The organism is Vibrio kagoshimensis (assembly GCF_050337535.1).
Lineage (GTDB): Bacteria > Pseudomonadota > Gammaproteobacteria > Enterobacterales > Vibrionaceae > Vibrio > Vibrio gallaecicus.
Genome location: NZ_JAKJSZ010000003.1, coordinates 291,183 through 309,325, shown reverse-complemented (window position 1 = coordinate 309,325; position 18,143 = coordinate 291,183). Strand labels below are relative to the sequence as shown.

The following is an 18,143-nucleotide window of genomic DNA, read 5'->3' as shown; positions in this document are numbered from 1 at the left end:
TACGATTAAAATTAACCAAAATCACCGTTTACGTAACCCTGTGTACGATCGTCTTTAGGGTTACTGAAAATAACTTGAGTATCGTTGTGTTCAACCAATTCACCCATCAAGAAGAAAGCCGTGCGGTCTGAAATACGTCGAGCTTGCTGCATTGAGTGAGTCACGATAACGATGGTGTAGTTCTTCTTAAGATCTTCCATCAACTCTTCAATTTTATGAGTCGCAATCGGGTCAAGTGCTGATGTCGGCTCATCCATTAGAATAACGTCTGGTTCCATTGCAATGGTACGAGCAATACATAAACGCTGCTGCTGACCACCAGACAAACCAAAGGCATGAGACTTAAGACGGTCTTTCACTTCATCCCAAAGCGCAGCACCACGAAGAGAGCTTTCCACCACTTGGTCGATATGCTTTTTGTCTTTAATACCTTGAGCTCGTAGACCATAAGCCACGTTCTCATAAATGCTCATCGGGAATGGGTTTGGCTTTTGAAATACCATACCGACTCGAATACGTAAGTCAGAAACATCAATATTTCCATAGATGTCAGTGCCATCCATTTCTAATAAACCTGTAATTTTCACACCTTCAATCAAATCATTCATGCGGTTAAGGCAGCGCAAAAGTGTTGATTTACCGCAACCAGAAGGTCCGATTAACGCCGTCACTTGGCGAGTTGGGATTGGCAAGTTAATCGATTTAAGTGCTTGGTTGTCACCGTAAAACAGGTCTAAGTTTTCAATATCAAATTTGTTCATAATCGTAATCTCTAAATTCTTAAATTCGTTTCTAATTCAATGCTTTTACACTTGGCTCACAGGAGCTTAATACGTTGCTGTGTTGAAGCGGCTTGCGATTAATTTGGTGACCATGTTGATCAACAGAACAAGCACAATTAGGACTGTCGCCGTACCGTAAGCTTGGTTCCACTCATCAATAGTGAACAGCTCGGTAGTCAACTTATATAGGTGAACCGTTAGTGTACGCCCTGAATCCAAAACAGATTCTGGAATGCGTGCCACCATACCTGCTGTTAAAAATACAGGTGCTGATTCGCCAATTACACGACCAATACTAAGAATGACCGAAGTTAAGATACCTGGCATTGCACTTGGTAAGATCAAACGCCAGATAGTGTAGATTTTAGGAGCGCCAAGGCCATATGAGCCTTCACGGTAAGTTTGTGGTACTGCCATCAATGCTTCTTCCGTTGTACGGATAATAACTGGAAGAATCAAAATACTCAGAGTTAATGCACCCGAAAGAATCGAGAAACCTAAACCTAAGATTGATACAAAGAATGTCATACCAAATAGACCGAAGATAATCGACGGGATGCCAGCTAAAGATTCAGTACAGAATCGAATAACTTTTACGAGTCGGCTGCCCACTTTTGCATATTCAGTTAGATAAATTGCCGTCATGATACCGAGCGGTGCTGCTACTGATATTGACGCTATCACCATATAAATGGTGGAAATAATCATCGGAAAGATACCTTGTTCAGTACCAGTACGAGTGTAGTCATCAGTAACAAAGTTCCAATCTACGTGCTGTAGACCGTTCGACAAAATGTACCAAATAATCCAAAACAAGAAACCAACCGTCACAGCGGCAGCGCCCCAGATGAAGACTTTTAAAACATTATCTTTGTTTTGGCGAGCTTGTTTTAGCTTTACGCGATCTTGAGTTTTAATAGTTTGCATAGTATTCACCTTCGGCTTACTTAGCTTTTTCACGGTTTAGATAAAGCAGAGCACCATTTAGCATCATGATGAATACAAGAAGTACCACACCTGTTGCGTACAATGCGTTGGCGTGAACGCCACTTGCGTATGACATTTCAATAGCAATGTTCGCCGTTAATGTACGAGCTGAGTCTAAGATCCCTTCAGGCATAGCAGGAGCATTACCCATAACCATTATGATTGCCATGGTTTCTCCAAGCGCTCGACCAATACCGAGAATCACACCCGTCATAATGCCTGAGCGTGCAGCTGGTACTAACAGTTTAAAAATCGTAAAGATTTTAGATGCGCCTAACGCCAATGAACCTTCTTTATAAGCACGAGGAACTGCGCGAATAGACGTTTCAGAAACCGTGATAACCGTTGGCAAAATCATAATTCCGAGAACGATGATACCCGCCAGAATCGTATTTCCTGCAGGTACTTGGAAAACATTCTGAATAAGAGGAACGATGATAACCAAGCCGAAGAAGCCATAAACCACCGATGGGATACCTGCTAATAATTCAACAGCAGGTCTAATAATGTCAGCCAAACGCTTTGGGGCAATCTCAGCAATAAAAATGGCGGTTAAAACACCAACGGGAACGCCAACAACCACAGCTCCAAGGGTTGAAACAATGGAAGCAACAATCATGGTTGCAACACCGAATAAGGCCGGTGGTAACCAATCTGTTCCTAAAACAATGCCAGAGACACCTGCTTCTTGGAATGCAGGGATACTCTCTGCAACGATAAAATAAGCGATTACTGCCAGTGATACGATGCCGATTACAGCACTCGTTAAGAATAAGCCGTGAAAGATACGTTCTTTCCAATCGATACGCTTTTTGGTACGTAGACTTGGCTTATTTACTTGAGTTGCTTCAGTATTCATAAGCTTTTCACTATTTGCGATGGTCATATACTAAATCTCATACTTTGCTCTTAGGTTGAGACAAAGTTGAAAGAAAAGGCTCAGCCCAAATGTAGGCTGAGCAATGTTTAAATTCTTTAAGCTAAGTAAATGATTAGTTTACTGTGATGTAGCCTTTCTTACCTGCGATAGCCTGTGCTTCATCTGTAACCATCCAATCTAGGAATTGTTGAGTTTCAGTTGATGGAGCACCAGCTTTGTAAAGCACTAGGAATGGACGAGCAACTTTGTAAGAACCGTTCTTAACGTTTTCTACGTTTGCAGCAGCGCCATCGATAGTTAGAGCTTGAACAGTATTATCAACTGTACCAAGAGAGATAAAGCCGATAGCGTATGGGTTGCTTGCTACCGATACTTTTAGTGCGCCGTTACCGTTAGCAACTTGAGCACGTTGAGAGATTGCAGATACTTTCTTATCGCCAATCTTTTTCTTAAGTTTCATGATGTCTTCAAATGCGCCACGTGTACCAGATGCCGTATCACGAGTGATTGCAACGATTGGCTTGTCAGCGCCGCCAACATCTTTCCAGTTAGTGATGTCGCCTTTGTAGATTGAAGTAATTTGCTCAGCTGATAGAGCAGAAACTTCATTATTTGGGTTTACAACAACTGCAATACCGTCACGAGCAATAACCAACTCTTTCAGGTCAGAAGATCTTTCAGCCGCTTTTAAGTCACGAGAAGAAATACCAAGGTCAGCACTTCCATTTTTTGCTGCTTTGATGCCTGCAGAAGAACCCGGAGCTTGAATCTCGATGAATACTGGTTCACCTTTATTCATGTAAGTTTCTGCAAAAACTTCAACCAGTGGAGAAGCACTGTTAGAGCCAACTACAGAGATAGTTTCTTTAGCTGAAGCTGTATTCACTGTTAGAGCGCCTAGTAGTGCGATTGCACCGATAACTGTCTTTTTCATCACAAATTTCCTTTAGTGGCGTTATTGCCGTTATATTGTGTTTCGCTTGAACGATGCTCACTTTAAGATTCTAATGTGACAGTTGTGTTTCACTTAATTGAAGCCTATATGACAATGCGTAATAAAACCGAAATTAACAATTTCCCTTTAATTTCCCCCTATATAGCTATATCGAATCTCTGCTTTTTTTCTGATCATTCCCCATTAACACACTTTCCTTTGCAGCTCATGATTATTTTTTAGACGTAAATCTAGAGTTCGTAATTAGTACTCTTTAGCTTGCTCAATTTTCCGTATGCCAAACCGTTATATGACTCTGAAAGTTCTAATTGATAACAAAATGTAATGCTTTATTGATTGATTTATCAAACTGAAGGGATAGAATCTACGCTGAAAATAAAATAATAAGAACGATTCTCATTAAGAGACTATTTTAATTAACCATCAAAGCGTAAAGAGGGTTTTAACATGCGCCAACTATTGAGTGGCTTATCCATTAAAGTACAGATATTAATCCCTGTACTTTTCTCCATTGTTCTTCTGCTTGGAGGGATAACCATTGGAGGCGAAAAGCTTGAAAATGCTTTTCAAGATGTCTCTATTGCCACTGACCAGCTGATCTTACACAAAGAAGAATTAAGCGAAATTGTAGACAATAGTTATGGTATGCGTATCAAAGCTATTTATAGTCTCTTCAACCCAGAAGATATAAAGACTCTTATCGATACCCTTAACCAAAAAAGGAACGCTAATTCACGTTTACTTGATTCACTTGATACCGTTCCAGGCATGCAAGAAGAAGTAAGAGAAATGCGTAAAGCGATGGGGCATTATGTCGATTTCTCACGTCAAACCATGCTCCCTCTTTTGAAAATAAAACATGGCGAAAGTTACCTTTCTGATGACTTTGAGATCAAATACCAGAATGCTTCTGCACAATATCGTGATGCTGGAAACAACATGGTAAAAGCAATTAATGCCCTATCAAAAGAACTCAACCGCATTGCCATTGAAAGTGTCGAAGTTAATGGAGAAAAGCACAGTTCAACACTGAATACAGCCATCATAGCCCTACTATTCATCCTTTCAGTTGCTCTTTTAAGCAGTTGGCTATTAGCTGGTATTATTGTTAAACCAATTAAAGATCTTCAAGTGACAATGCGTGAAGTCGCAAAAGGAAATTTACTGGTTAAAGCAGAAGAACAAGGTAAAAATGAAATTTCGTTTTTAGCTCAAGATGTGAACAAAACAGTTAGCCAATTAAGAGAAACCGTTGAATCATTAATGCGAATTAGTACTGACGTTGCCTCAGCTTCTACTGAGCTTGCCGCAGTGATGACACAATCGAGTGTCAATTCCGACCAAGAAAAGCAAGAAGTTGAGCAAGTAGCTTCTGCGGTCAATCAGCTAGAAAGTACAGCATCACATGTAAATGAAAATGCCGTTCTTGCGGACTCAGCCTCTAAACAAGCAGACAAAATGGCTTCTCATAGCATGACGTTGTTTGAAGAAAGTCACCAAGCGAATGAAAAAATGGCAACGCAGTTAGGTGACGCGGCTCGGGTTGTTGGTACGTTGAAAGAGCAGTCAGAGCAAATCGGTAAAGTGATTGAAGTAATACAAAGCATCTCTGAGCAAACTAACTTACTTGCACTTAATGCAGCTATTGAAGCGGCGCGTGCTGGTGAAAGTGGGCGCGGCTTTGCAGTAGTAGCCGATGAAGTTCGTATGTTGGCGGCTAGAACCCAAGATTCAACGAAAGAGATTCAAGCGATTATTGAAGGGCTTCAAACTCAATCGGGCAATGCCAATGAAAGCATGAACAACTCACTGGCAATGTTGCAACAAAACCAAGAATTAGCAAGTGAAGTAAGCACAGCCTTATCAGATATTGCTCACTCTGTTACCGATATGACAGAGATTAATACACAAGTTGCGTCAGCCGCTGAAGAACAAAGCCAAGTAACGGGTGACATCAATCGAAATATTTCAAATATCTACGATTTAGTCAGCCAAAACGTAACGGGCATCACTCAAGCTGCTGCTGCCAGCCATGAGCTATCAGATTTGGCAGAACGTCAGAAGCAACAATTGGATTACTTTAAAGTATAACTTGAAGGCTTTTCTTTAAGGCTACTGCTTTCTAGTGACTCAAGAACTTAAGTAGCATTAAGCTGTAAGTTCTAGTAATAAAATAAAAAGCACTCGTTACAAAACAGCAAGTGCTAGAACAAAAAAAGACCGTGTTGAACACGGTCTTTTTTATTTTCAACTCTGAAGTTACTCAGCAACAAGCAACACACTAAACTTATATTGTGCAGCGTTGTACTGGTAAACCTCAGCGTTGATTGTGTCTAGCGTCATCACACTCTGCCCATTACCAGCAGGGGTAGAACTCCAAACATAAGCTTCTAAGTCACCTGTTTCAAAGTTAAACGTGTCACCGAAAGCTTTTGCGCTAAGTGCTGGTGAGTGGCAAGCCACTTCTTTTAAAGAAATAAGTTCTTTAATGTTTGGCATACGCCATTGTTCAACACCACCAAATTGGTGTAACTGGTGATTACCATTAGTGTCATTGATTGACTCAACCATAGTCAATGCACTCTGCCATAAGAAAGTTTCCCCATCACCGGTACAAGATAGCGATGACTTATCCCACGTCTTACCTAGCTGACAACGCATCCAAGTCAAACCCGTAAGCTGATCAGTAAAAGTACCGTTATCATTCGTGGCATAACGAGTGTTAGATGCCGTTCTTCCTAGGTCTAAGCTACATTCTTGAGCAAAGGCACCTGCCGAAAATAAACTAATTAAAGCGACGGTTAGTATGTTTTTCATTGCTATTTACCTTGTAGTGAAACCAAACGAGCAGGGAATTGGTAAGAATCGTAATTATCTGAAGAATCAACATCGCCAGAGTAAATCTCTAGCGCACTGATATAACCTCTGTCGCCACCAAGAGTACCGATTTCGTTATAGTAGAAGCCGCCATCAACGGTAGATTTAGAGTAAATGTTGTAGATAATTGACTGGTTCCACACTGAGCCAATTTCCGTGTATTCACCACCAATACTTTGATGAGGGAAGTACTTGTACGTTAGACCGTATGCTTGACCATTTGCATGAGTTTCTGTTTCACCAAAATCAAGCAAGTTATAGAATTCGTGGAAAGTAGGTAAACGCCAATCGGATTTGCCACACAGGTTGATTGAGTTGATATGCTCAACATAATCTTGAGTTGTACAAACCGCATCACCTTTAGTCTTACATGTTGCTAAATCAACATCTTGGTCATATGGCGTCACTTTCCCAGGTAGTTCTAGAGCAAATTGACGATCTTTATGCTGCATTGAGTTTTCATCGTCAGTTTTAGATTCCCAAATTAAGCCACTTCGCTCATCAAGAACACAAGACCACTGAGCCGCTTCATCTGCCAGTGTTTGACCATTTTCATCCAACTTAATGAACTTAAACCCATTGCCCGACTGTGCATTTTTCTCCGTTTTATCAAAACCAAATTCAGCATCTTGACCAGGGAAACTATCTGGGCGGTCTGCAACATCCTGGGTATCATTCGTATCGGAGAAGTATAGAGTTGCACCCGTATCATTCAGCTCCGTCGCTGCCTTAATATCGCCAGTAATAACGTTTGAAAATTCCGCTATTTCATCATTCGTTAAGACACCGCCTACGAAATCAGTGGTGGTTTTATCAAACTTATCACTAAGCTGTGCCAACATATAAGCACGGTGTGTTTTATCAAAAACTTTAATCGAAGAAACCACATTTTGCTCTAAGCTCGCCAGCTCAGAGTCAGATAGATGATCTTGAATATCACCGGAAATAGTAATGCCTTTAGCTGCCAGTTGTGCTTTTAGTTTACTGTTCGCATTCTTTACGGTGTAGCCATCTAAAACATACCCAGCAAGCAATGTACTAATACCATTGATTTCATTGCCTGATGTTTTTTGTAGACCTGGAGCTGCGATGTAAGATAATGAAGTTTGCACGCCATCTGCGTTGCTAACGGCTACACCCGTATCCAACTCCACTAATAGCGGTAGTGAAAGCATCGCTTTTTGAGTGCTCGTTAAACTAAATTCACCATTTGCATTTGCCGTAGTGGTTGGTTCACCACTATCACAAGTCAAACTTTCATTTAAGTCAGAACAAACTTTGCTTTCTAGTGCAACATTCTGAGCAGTAATTTTACCTGCAACGGTATAAGTTGGAGCTGAAGTCTCGGAACTGCCCGAACCTCCACAGCCCGCAAGAGCCAAAGACATGGCTAAAATAGTCAATTGTGGTTTCATAGAGTTATCTTCTTGTTGTGTTTTTAAAGAACATTTTGTTTGTAAGGGATGCTTTATTAATTAACGGCTTTGCGTTTTCTAAAAAGTTCATCAGACATAACGAACGTTTTGAATTGAGGGAGCGACCAAGTGCCAGCAGAAACATACAAGCAATAACAAACGGAGAGCTTCCACCGCCCGAGCTACTGCTAGAGGAAGCCTTTGCACCAGCATCACCACAGTCGTATTCCGAAATAGTGCCAACAGCCCAGCGATTTAGCTGCCCTGACTCACCCATAACATAATCACCAATCTCTAAACGCCAAGTACCATTACTCGGTTCATCAGCAAAAGCGTTAAGTACAGCGTCATGTTTAAAGGTAAAGAAGCTATTAAAGCCATTAGAACGGGTGGCTTGATGCTTCAGTAAATCAACACGAGTGCCTCGTGGAGAAATTAATGTCACGGTTAAATCTGCAAGCCTTGGGTGTTCAATATCAAGGTAAACACCAAATTGGTCACCAACCGATTGAACCGCATCATTCAGAGTGAAGTTAAATGTTTTGAAACCTATTATTGATTGGTTAGAAGCACTCAACTTACTGTCTGGTAGAGGGCTGTTCACTTCTTTCAATGAAGCACTCAGATTAGGAAGCCCATAAATGAGGTCTATTTGATGTCGCCAATTCAACTTTTTTAAAGCCGCATCATATTGGTAATCTAACGATGTCGTCATGCCAATTGCTGACCCACAAACTTGACCACTTGGTAAAGCCGTTTCGATAGAAAGCTGGTTGCTAGGCTGACTTGCAAAAGGTTTAGTTAACCCCGCTACTTCAATCTCACCTTCAATGTCCGCTTGCCTTGAGGTTGGATACAAATCGACATTCAATAACTTTTCTGGATGAACATATCGGGAAGCAATTTCAACGCTAAATGGCTCAATAATTAAATTATGAACGGCAAATTTTTCCTTCAATATCTCAGCGTAGCGGCGTTCTGGGTACAGTTCTTGGGCGACAAAAATGGCATTTTCCGCTAGATCATGCATTTTCAATCCGCGTCCTAATCCATACATAGACTCTAGAACTATGCTGTCAAATTCTTGGAAGCCATCTTGCCCGTACAATTCAACAGAGCTTTTTAATGCTTGGAATAAAGGCGTCGACCATAGTTCATCGCCCAGCTCTCCAGCCACACTTTCGTGAGGTCTATATTCAGCATGTTGAAAATAACGTGCTCTTTGGTTCCATAAGCTGCGGGTAGTATTGCGGACACCAAAATACCCATCCCAGTTGAACACGGTATCGATCTCAAACTCTTGCCCTTGAGTTTGTGCATTTTCAAACTGAGTGCGGAAACTAAAACTGCCAGCCCAGTAATCACCAAAACCTTCGCCTATTGCGCCAGTGTGTCCATAAGCCCAGTCCTTAACGATTTGGTAATGAATCCCATGACCAAGCTCATGAATAATGACATCTGCATCTAAGGCATCAGGGGATCCACCAGCAATACCAAACAACGCTGCTTTGGGCCCGTAATAGTAGGTAGAGTTATCCGCCGATAAACCTCTGCCATCAAACTCTAAAGGTCCATCAAATAGAGAAAAACCTAATTGGTTCAGGTAACTTAACGACTGGTCAAGATGTGCAAACGCCATCACTTGAGCGAATCTATTATCTTGCCAATCGACCTGCTTCAGCTCAGCTAGACTTGCGAATGTCGTCACTCCTTCTGCAGGAAGAAAGCTCTGGCTATCTCGGTTTGTTATTTCACCGCTCTCGTGATTCACCGTCACTAAAGCTACAGCATCAACTTGAGACACTCGGCTATTGGTCAGATAAATGCCACCACTGTGGCTAAGCACCTCAACATCCTTAGAAATGTATTGGGGAGGATGTGGGTATTCACTGATATCTGTTAGCAAGGTTTCAGGCGGCGCACTTCTATCCATTGTTCTTAAATCAGGGCTGAAGATACTTAGCTCTGCTTGCACAACCTGTCCAGAAACTAGAGCTGGCGGTCTTTGTGCTTCCAACTGACGAGGAGCTTCAAGCTCAGCTGCAGTTGTTGGCTGCCCATTTCTGATAACCGTGTCTTCAAGACTTTTGAAAACACGTGATACTTGATGATCATTATCAGTCGTTAGCACCACTGTTCTTTGCTGCTGATAGACACCATTTTCAAATACATCAAAATTGTAATGATGACCAAGCTTAGACTGGTTTGAATAGCGAAATTGCAAACTACCCACACTAGGATAGGCTTCTTCTAAGTAAGTTTGAGCTTCCTGTTGATTGGCAACTAACGTATTACCTTGAGGGTAATCCCACTGCGCCGCAACACTCGGAAATGAAGCCAATAAAATGGCGACACATAAAGGTGATTTGATCATACTGAGCCCTTAAAACACATACTTAGCGTTAACAGTGAAATAACGACCCGGCTCTGTTGAGTAGCCTTTATTCGAGTCCATAACCCCTGCAACATCTTGGTAACGAATGTATTCTTTATCGAATAGGTTAATGACGTTCGCACTAAGATTTAAACCAAAGTCCCACGCATAGCTCATTCCCATATCAACACTTGCCCAACCAGCAGTCGTCGCACATGCGGTTGCAAGACCTATATCAGTTTCACATTCCGGTACTTTATCCATTGCTTGTGCCCAACTCACCATCGTATAAGCCGAGAATGCTTGGTTGTCATAAGTGACCTCTGCACTACCTTCCCATGGCGTTAAAGATCTGATTTTCTCGCCGTTACTGTCTTCGCCATCTACAAAACCTAGTTGAGTACTGGCACCCCAATTTTCTGTAAATTGGTGCGCAATCGAAGCTTCAAAGCCATACGTCTCGACTCCACTTACATTTTGGAACTGCTTAAAGTAATTACCGGTATTCGGGTCAGGCGCAAAAGTCACTTGTTCCACACCGATAAAGTTTTCAAACTTTTGGTAAAACACTGCAGTGTAGAATTGAGTACGACCATTATCGTACTTACTGCCTATTTCAAAGGTATCACTGGTTTCCGCTTCTAAATCCATATTCGGAATAATTTCGAACGGCGTGATTGGCACAAAATCATGGTTCTGATAGCCATAAATCTTGTCGTATGAAGGCGCTCGGAAGCCATGGTTGTACGAAACATAAGTATTGAGTGAATCTGTTAATTGGTAGCCTACAGATAAGCTTGGTGAAAATTCACTGCTGCTCTTCTCTTTTACGTCATACCCACTGATAGAACTTTGCGAGTCTGGTTTAAGTTGGTGAACATCAAAACGCGCACCTGCAGTTACCGTCCAGTGATTAATTTCAATTGAATCTCGCATGAAGCCAGCAAAGTTATATTCACGGGCTGGTACAAATGGCACATTTCCACCTGAAGACGTACCATTCCAATCTAAAGTTACTGAACCACTTGGTCGCTCGTATCGGTTAGCATCTAGGCTCACACCATAAGACAAAGTATGCTTAGCACCTTGAGTATTAAACGAACTAATAAAGTCAGCACTAGCCCCAATGAGTTGGTCGGTAAAACTACGCGTATCGATCACTCGGCGTAATTCAAATACGTTATTGTTAGTGCGAGACATAAGGCGATTAGTGACGTCATTATTGGTCATATCACGCCAATACACTTTTGCGTCCAGCTCTTCAAACCAAGAGTTCAGAGGAAGGTATTCAAATCCCGCAGATGCAGAAATCGACTCGGTATACGCTTGTTGGTCAAAGTCTTTAATATCCCAGCTATCATCTGTTTGCAGCTTAGCGGGACCTTCTTGTCTACTTAGGTTTTCTTTATAATATTCAACGTTACCCTTTAGCATCAGGGCATCACTTGCCCAATAGTTCAGCGTGTAAGCACCACTAATCCCATCGACAGAGCGGTTATATAAATCTTCATTGTAGTTGCGCGTTTCTTCGCCATCCCAATATGCAAGGCTAATTAGGCTTTCTACATTTCCTGAACGGAATGCAAGGTTAGTGGCGCCTTTATATTTATTACTAATGCCCGTATAGGTTCCTGAAACATCGCTATAAAAGTCGTTACCTTTTAAGTAGTCCCCAGGCTGCATCGATTTAACAACCACAACACCACCAATAGCACCGGAGCCGTAAACTGAAGAACTTGCCCCTTTGATAACCTCAATGCTTTTCACATTCGACATATCAAATGAGTTTCTTCCAACCTTGTCATTCAGATCTTCTGCGCCAAAGCCATCCGACGACTTAACCCCATCTTTTACAATAGCAATTCGATTGCCCGACATACCACGAATCGTAATATTCTGAGCGCGACCAGCACCACCAGAAACGCTAACACCAGGTTCGCTATTCAATGCATCGTACAGTTCTGTTGCCCCTTTCTTTTCTAGTTCTTCGCCATTAATAACCGCGACAGAACCAGCAACTTCAGATAAGGGTTGCTCTATTTTATTTGCGGTAACAACCACTTCTTCAAACTGGTAAACCTCAGATTCGGCGTGCACGATGTTGGCAGCAAGTACGCTAAGTACTGCCGCTGAGATAGGTGAAAGCTTCATTTACTGCTCCGCTTTATTATCTTGTTGCTGTGTAATGGATAGGAAAAATGCGTATTCGAACGCTTGCTGTGATAAGGCTTGGCGTCGATCCGTCGAGTGACCTTGATTAAAGTTCGTCGACAAAAGATAAGGTCCTTGACCTGAACTTATTGAACGTAGTTTTTCAAAATATTTCGCCCCTTCCCAATAGGGTACTCGCCTATCGTGCAGCCCCACCTGAACCAGAACGGGTGGGTAATCTTGAGAAGAAATATTCAAATAAGGGTCGTAGCCTTGCATAACGACAAGCTCTTCCGTTAAGTTGGGGTCCCCCCACTCACCGTATTGTTGAGCGGTTAATGGCAGGCTTTCATCAGACATGCTGTTTACTACATCAACGAAAGGTACTTTCAATATGGCGGCGTCGAACGCACTTGCATCTTGGTTCAATGCCGCAGACACAAGAGTGCCACCAGCACTTGCCCCCATCGCATAAATTGGTCGAGCACCGCTCTTGTAATGCTTCAATGATTTGGCTGAAGCAACAAAATCTGAAATAGAATTCGGTTTATTGATGCCTTTGCCCATTTCGTACCAAGCCTTTCCGTTAAATCCACTCCCACGAACATGAGCGATCGCGTAAATCATGCCTTTATCTAATAGGCTGATAATTTGAGGCATATAATACGGTTTCATTGTCACACCATAGGCACCATAGCCGTAAAGTAGAATCGGAGACTTTTCTGTAAGTCGATCTTTACGGTACGCTAAAGTAACAGGCACCCATTCATCATCATTTTTTATTAAGACTTGTTCAGTTTTATATTCAGTAGGCTGGTAGTTTGGGTACACATCTTGTGAGAACACCTCTCGCTGTAAAGACAGAGTGTCTAACTTTTCCCATTTAGCCGGTTGGACCATAGACATGCTGCGAATGTGTAGCTTATTACTATTAAAGTCACCCATTTGACTCACCCAAGCAACTTGGCCAGATTGGGCTAACTTCTGAGTATCCGTAAGTTCACCCTTGTTATTGATGAAGTTAAGGTATTGTGCAGACCCACTTTCTGTCATCGCAACAACACCAGAAGCGAACCAGTAGAAATTGCTAACATGAGTATCACCTCTTGCTTTCAGCAAAGGCTGCCATTGTGAAAGCTGAGCAATTGACGCGGTGTTAGCTGAGTACAGTTCAAACCCAGAGCGGTCATGGTTGCTGTTTATATAGAATTGGTTTTCAAATTTATCTGCGTAGTACTCAACTCCCGCTTGTCGTGCTCTTAACGGTTGCGAAAGCTCTCCTGTCGCAAGGTTAAGTAAACGCTGTTCACTACTGCTGTCACTGTTGGACTGAACGAGAGAAAACTTCTTGTCACTGGTTACGTATGACGAGACCAACCAAGCTTTATCGAGCTCTTGATAAATGACCTTTTCCGATGCACTTTTCAGCTCATACTCAATCACAGCAAAAGGACGAGTTGTCTGTGTTTCTTGCTTGATAAAAAATAGGCTTTGCTCATCCAGAGCCCAAGTAATTGATGCTTCGACCTTAGTAGCCACTTCGGTGATAGCGCCAGAATCTAGATCAACAATACTGATGACGTATTGCTCAGAACCATCGATGTCTTCCGCAACCGCCAATTGAGTGCGAGATGGGCTAAGTGCCCAATCACCTAATTGGTAATAGTCAAACTCATTTGCACGCTTGGCAAGATCAAACAATTCTGTTTGATGTGGATTAGTTTCACTTTCTGAACTGACAGGTCGAGACAAGAGCTTGCGAGACTGTACAGCATATTCAAAGCCATCGATTTCTAACCAAGGCTTATTTGAACGAACAGGTGTGTTTTTTCGCCATTCATTAAGTAACTCATCGCTGGTAGATTGAATTTGAGCTTTATACTGCTGTGTTAATTCGTTCTCTTTTTTCAAGTAATTCAATACTTCAGAATTGGCTCGGCTGTCATCTCTCAACCATGCAAGATTATCTTCAGATGAAACACTTCCTGAAAAAACAACAGTGACTAACAGCGCTCTAATGAGTTTCATAAATACAACAAATCCATACGTCAATTTCATAAATCGAGCGTATACTGCACTTAAATAGTAATGAGATCAATTATCATTTTCATCAACAGGTGATTTGCGTCGCGGTTTTTATCTCATTTATGATCGATATAACAGTTTTTTATCTTGGATAACCACCTATAACTCTTACTGTTCATTTCTCAATCATTACATAAAAATAAAAAACAACCATTAAATATCAACAACTTAATTTACTTCATAAAAAATAGACTCTCTATTCCCACAACTTTACGCTGCTGTTTTAAGCATTCACTGTTACATCAAACGCCTCTACAAACTTTGAATAAAAACTCTAAAGACACGGTCATTTTTCGATCATATTTTCGTTGAAACTAAGACGTTAGTACCAGTAAACACATTGATAAATTTGAATGTGTTGACAGTATTTATTGATGAAAGATATAGGTCATACCAGTTTGAGTTAATTGTTTATAACGACCAACGAGCTATGCCAATAACGAGCTATACCAATACCGACAACAGCAACGATCTATACCAACCACTACGACCTATATCCAAAACAAGAAGAATGACTAATATGATGAAACTGACAACGTTAGCCGCGACATTGGGAATGACTTTTGGAGCGTTTGCGACTGAAGAAATTCCAGTAACACCAGAAAGTATTACTGCTGCACAAGTGGTGAATACTCAAGCTTCTGAAACTTATACTTACGTACGCTGCTGGTATAGAACCGATGCTACGCACGACTCTCCGGGCACCGATTGGGAGTGGGCTGAAGATAAAAATGGTGATTATTACACCGTCGATGGTTATTGGTGGTCATCAGTTTCATTCAAAAATATGTTTTTCAGTGACACACCACAAAGTGAAATCAAGCAACGCTGTGAAGAAACACTCGACTTACAGCACGATACTGCCGACATCACGTATTTTGCCGCAGATAACCGTTTTTCTTATAACCATTCAATTTGGACAAACGATAACGTTTTTCAAGCCAATACCATCAACCGCATTGTCGCTTTTGGAGACAGTTTATCTGACACTGGAAACTTATTTAACGGCTCTCAATGGATATTTCCCAATCCAAACTCATGGTTCTTAGGTCACTTCTCAAATGGTTTAGTGTGGACTGAATACTTGGCCAAAGACAAGAATATTCCCTTGTATAACTGGGCTGTCGGCGGAGCGGCAGGAACGAACCAATACGTTGCTTTAACAGGGATCTACGACCAAGTGACTTCTTATCTCACTTACATGAAAATGGCGAAAAACTACCGTCCAGAGAACTCGCTTTTTACACTTGAGTTCGGCTTAAATGACTTCATGAATTACAACCGAGAAGTCTCTGACGTCAAAGCTGATTTCAGTAGTGCCCTGATTCGTTTAACCGATTCTGGCGCAAAAAACATTCTTCTATTTACGCTACCAGATGCGACAAATGCACCACAGTTTAAGTACTCAACCCAAGAAGAAATTGTGAAAGTAAGAGCGAAGATTAATGAGTTTAATTTATTCATTAAAGAACAGGCGGCGTACTACCAATCTAAAGGTGAGAACATCGTTCTTTTTGACGCTAATGCGCTCTTTACCAGTATGACAAAAAACCCAAAATCACATGGGTTTAGAAATTCGAGCGATGCTTGTTTAAATATACAACGCAGCTCTTCAGTGGATTACTTACAAAGCCATAGCTTAACGAATGACTGTGCCGCTTATGGCTCAGATAGCTATGTTTTCTGGGGGGTTACTCATCCTACAACGGCAACTCATAAGTACATTGCTGACAATATTTTAAAAAGTTCGTTTTCAACTTTTCACTTCGAATAACTTGTTAGCTTGTTAGCTTGTTAGCTTGTTAGCACGGTAATGTGAGATCAAGCTTGAGTTACCTAGTTTAGAAAAAAGGCTTTTTGGAACAAAGAAAGAGACTCTGGGTAAGCGAAATCATCAACGTCAATAAGTTAGTGTGACAACATAAAGTTCCCCTTAGCAAAATGTTTAAGGGGAGCTTTAACTATTAGTAAGAATAGCCGCGCCGCTGACTCACTTCACCATTATAAAATGCTGGCTCCCTGTGAACCTAAAGTAACATTAATAATTGTTAATCTAAGCACAACCCTTTGTTAATCCTCACCCAAGTAAGCTCTTTGATAACAATTAAAATCCAAAGAGGACTGACGGTGAATATACTAGGATACTTACAAAAAATTGGTAAGGCGCTAATGGTGCCAATTGCGGTGCTGCCTGCTGGCGGCTTAATGCTTGGTTTAGGCTACGCGATCGACCCAACTGGCTGGGGTGCCAACAGCGCCCTTGCGACTATTTTGGTTTATGGTGGCAAGGGCATCATGGACAATCAAGCTTGGTTATTTGCGGTGGGGGTTGCATACGGGCTTGCCAAAGACAGCAACGGTGCAGCGGCCCTTTCTGGTTTGCTTGGTTTATTGATCGTTGAGATGATCGTCGGCGACATTGCGGTGATTTCGCAGATAACGGGCGTCCCCGTTGATCAAATGAGCAGCTCGGAAGTGATCGCTTCCAAAGCATCTGTCAGTGCCTTTACTGGGATTGTTATGGGCTTGGTGGCAGCTTCTCTTTACAACAGGTTCCACACCATTAAGCTCCCTGCTGCGCTCGGCTTCTTTGGTGGCAAACGTTTTGTGCCTATTGTGACTTCTCTAGCGGCTATCACTATCAGTTTGATCATGGTTTATGTTTGGCCTGTCGTGTACGGCGCGTTGGTTGATTTCGGCATCGCGATTTCAGGCATGGGTGCGGTCGGCGCTGGTATCTATGGCTTCTTTAACCGCTTATTGATTCCAGTAGGCCTTCACCATGCACTTAACCAAGTATTCCTATTCGACCTTGTTGGTATAAACGATATCTCAAAATTTTGGTCTAGCACTGGTGAGTTAGGCGTTACCGGGATCTACCAAGGTGGTTTCTTCCCTGTAATGGGTTACGGGCTTCCTGCTGCGTGTTTAGCGATGTATCACTGCGCACTTCCTGAAAACAAGAAGAAGATCGGTGGCATTCTTGGTGCCTCTGCACTGACTGCGATTTTAACGGGTGTAACAGAACCGATTGAGTTTGCTTTCATGTTCGTGGCACCTGTTTTGTACTTGATTCATGCATTCTTAGCCGCGATCTCGCTATACATTGCTGCAAGCATGCAATGGATTGCTGGCTTTACCTTTAGTGGTGGTCTCATTGACTTTGTGCTGTCATACAACCTTCCACTGGCAATGAAACCGTACATGCTGATTGTGCAAGGTTTGTGTTTCTCAGCAATCTACTACTCTGTATTCCGCTTTGCGATTGTGAAGTTCGACCTTAAAACGCCAGGTCGTGAAGTTGAAGAAAAGGTTCAGGTTAATGCTGTTAACACCAACGAAAAGGCCGCGCAATATCTTAAAGCTTTGGGTGGGCATGCAAATCTAACCAGTATCGACTCATGCATTACGCGCTTACGCCTTACGCTGAAAGATGCAACTCTAGCCAATGAGGCGACACTAAAAGCAATTGGAGCAATGGGTGTTGTTAAAATGGGAGCCAATAACTTGCAAGTCATTGTTGGTACTGAAGCTGAAGAAATTGCCCATGCAATGAAACAGATCCCTGAAAGCCAAGACTTAGCAGCGATTGCATTACCAAACTAGCGACCTAGCGACCTAGCGACCTAGCAAAATA

General features: G+C 41.9%; 12 protein-coding genes. 3 read left to right on the top strand and 9 right to left on the bottom strand.

Annotation, left to right across the window (positions count from 1 at the left end; all coding sequences use genetic code 11):
• Positions 1–11: 11 nt before the first annotated feature.
• The 4 genes from pstB to L4C37_RS03335 all read right to left on the bottom strand — a co-directional run bounded on the left by pstB (position 12) and on the right by L4C37_RS03335 (position 3,583).
• On the bottom strand, positions 12–761 hold the full coding sequence (gene pstB, locus L4C37_RS03350; protein WP_137371954.1) for a phosphate ABC transporter ATP-binding protein PstB: 750 nt from the start codon (positions 759–761) through the stop codon (positions 12–14).
• Between the two features lie 66 nt (positions 762–827).
• A complete protein-coding gene (gene pstA, locus L4C37_RS03345) occupies positions 828–1,709 on the bottom strand; it encodes a phosphate ABC transporter permease PstA (RefSeq protein ID WP_137371953.1) in 882 nt (293 codons plus the stop codon).
• Between the two features lie 16 nt (positions 1,710–1,725).
• Positions 1,726–2,655 carry a phosphate ABC transporter permease subunit PstC gene (gene pstC, locus L4C37_RS03340; RefSeq protein WP_137371952.1) on the bottom strand — a complete coding sequence of 310 codons (930 nt, stop codon included), beginning with the start codon at positions 2,653–2,655 and terminating at the stop codon, positions 1,726–1,728.
• A 106-nt stretch (positions 2,656–2,761) separates the two neighbouring features.
• Complete coding sequence (locus L4C37_RS03335; RefSeq protein WP_137371951.1) at positions 2,762–3,583, bottom strand: phosphate ABC transporter substrate-binding protein; 822 nt, start codon at positions 3,581–3,583, stop codon at positions 2,762–2,764.
• A 468-nt stretch (positions 3,584–4,051) separates the two neighbouring features.
• On the opposite strand from L4C37_RS03335, the gene L4C37_RS03330 reads away from it, so the two are divergent.
• Entirely contained in the window at positions 4,052–5,695 is a 1,644-nt protein-coding gene (locus L4C37_RS03330; protein ID WP_273293625.1) for a methyl-accepting chemotaxis protein, read from the top strand.
• A 168-nt stretch (positions 5,696–5,863) separates the two neighbouring features.
• Here the strand turns inward: L4C37_RS03330 and L4C37_RS03325 are convergent, their stop codons facing one another.
• The 5 genes from L4C37_RS03325 to L4C37_RS03305 are packed head-to-tail and all read right to left on the bottom strand — an operon-like array spanning position 5,864 to position 14,449.
• Positions 5,864–6,421 carry an Lcl C-terminal domain-containing protein gene (locus L4C37_RS03325; protein ID WP_137371949.1) on the bottom strand — a complete coding sequence of 186 codons (558 nt, stop codon included), beginning with the start codon at positions 6,419–6,421 and terminating at the stop codon, positions 5,864–5,866.
• Positions 6,422–6,423: 2 nt separating this feature from the next.
• Entirely contained in the window at positions 6,424–7,896 is a 1,473-nt protein-coding gene (locus L4C37_RS03320) for an Lcl domain-containing protein (RefSeq protein WP_429767861.1), read from the bottom strand.
• A gap of 4 nt (positions 7,897–7,900) precedes the next feature.
• Positions 7,901–10,270 carry a proprotein convertase P-domain-containing protein gene (locus L4C37_RS03315; RefSeq protein ID WP_429767860.1) on the bottom strand — a complete coding sequence of 790 codons (2,370 nt, stop codon included), beginning with the start codon at positions 10,268–10,270 and terminating at the stop codon, positions 7,901–7,903.
• Between the two features lie 9 nt (positions 10,271–10,279).
• Positions 10,280–12,421: a TonB-dependent hemoglobin/transferrin/lactoferrin family receptor gene (locus L4C37_RS03310; protein WP_429767859.1), complete on the bottom strand. Its 2,142-nt coding sequence runs from the start codon at positions 12,419–12,421 to the stop codon at positions 10,280–10,282.
• A complete protein-coding gene (locus tag L4C37_RS03305; RefSeq protein WP_429767858.1) occupies positions 12,422–14,449 on the bottom strand; it encodes a prolyl oligopeptidase family serine peptidase in 2,028 nt (675 codons plus the stop codon).
• A 580-nt stretch (positions 14,450–15,029) separates the two neighbouring features.
• Between L4C37_RS03305 and L4C37_RS03300 the strand changes: the two genes are divergently transcribed.
• Both L4C37_RS03300 and nagE read left to right on the top strand, forming a co-directional pair.
• Positions 15,030–16,280 carry an SGNH/GDSL hydrolase family protein gene (locus tag L4C37_RS03300; RefSeq protein ID WP_429767889.1) on the top strand — a complete coding sequence of 417 codons (1,251 nt, stop codon included), beginning with the start codon at positions 15,030–15,032 and terminating at the stop codon, positions 16,278–16,280.
• Positions 16,281–16,633: 353 nt separating this feature from the next.
• On the top strand, positions 16,634–18,112 hold the full coding sequence (gene nagE, locus L4C37_RS03295) for an N-acetylglucosamine-specific PTS transporter subunit IIBC (protein WP_429767857.1): 1,479 nt from the start codon (positions 16,634–16,636) through the stop codon (positions 18,110–18,112).
• Positions 18,113–18,143 lie beyond the last annotated feature (31 nt).

What these genes read in the sequence shown, in the direction of transcription:
- L4C37_RS03330 (WP_273293625.1), top strand. Translation starts at nt 4,052, where the DNA reads ATGCGCCAACTATTGAGTGGCTTATCCATTAAAGTACAGATATTAATC.
- L4C37_RS03320 (WP_429767861.1), bottom strand. Translation starts at nt 7,896, where the DNA reads ATGAAACCACAATTGACTATTTTAGCCATGTCTTTGGCTCTTGCGGGC.
- L4C37_RS03300 (WP_429767889.1), top strand. Translation starts at nt 15,030, where the DNA reads ATGAAACTGACAACGTTAGCCGCGACATTGGGAATGACTTTTGGAGCG.
- L4C37_RS03310 (WP_429767859.1), bottom strand. Translation starts at nt 12,421, where the DNA reads ATGAAGCTTTCACCTATCTCAGCGGCAGTACTTAGCGTACTTGCTGCC.
- pstC (WP_137371952.1), bottom strand. Translation starts at nt 2,655, where the DNA reads ATGACCATCGCAAATAGTGAAAAGCTTATGAATACTGAAGCAACTCAA.
- pstA (WP_137371953.1), bottom strand. Translation starts at nt 1,709, where the DNA reads ATGCAAACTATTAAAACTCAAGATCGCGTAAAGCTAAAACAAGCTCGC.
- pstB (WP_137371954.1), bottom strand. Translation starts at nt 761, where the DNA reads ATGAACAAATTTGATATTGAAAACTTAGACCTGTTTTACGGTGACAAC.
- L4C37_RS03315 (WP_429767860.1), bottom strand. Translation starts at nt 10,270, where the DNA reads ATGATCAAATCACCTTTATGTGTCGCCATTTTATTGGCTTCATTTCCG.
- L4C37_RS03335 (WP_137371951.1), bottom strand. Translation starts at nt 3,583, where the DNA reads ATGAAAAAGACAGTTATCGGTGCAATCGCACTACTAGGCGCTCTAACA.
- L4C37_RS03305 (WP_429767858.1), bottom strand. Translation starts at nt 14,449, where the DNA reads ATGAAACTCATTAGAGCGCTGTTAGTCACTGTTGTTTTTTCAGGAAGT.
- L4C37_RS03325 (WP_137371949.1), bottom strand. Translation starts at nt 6,421, where the DNA reads ATGAAAAACATACTAACCGTCGCTTTAATTAGTTTATTTTCGGCAGGT.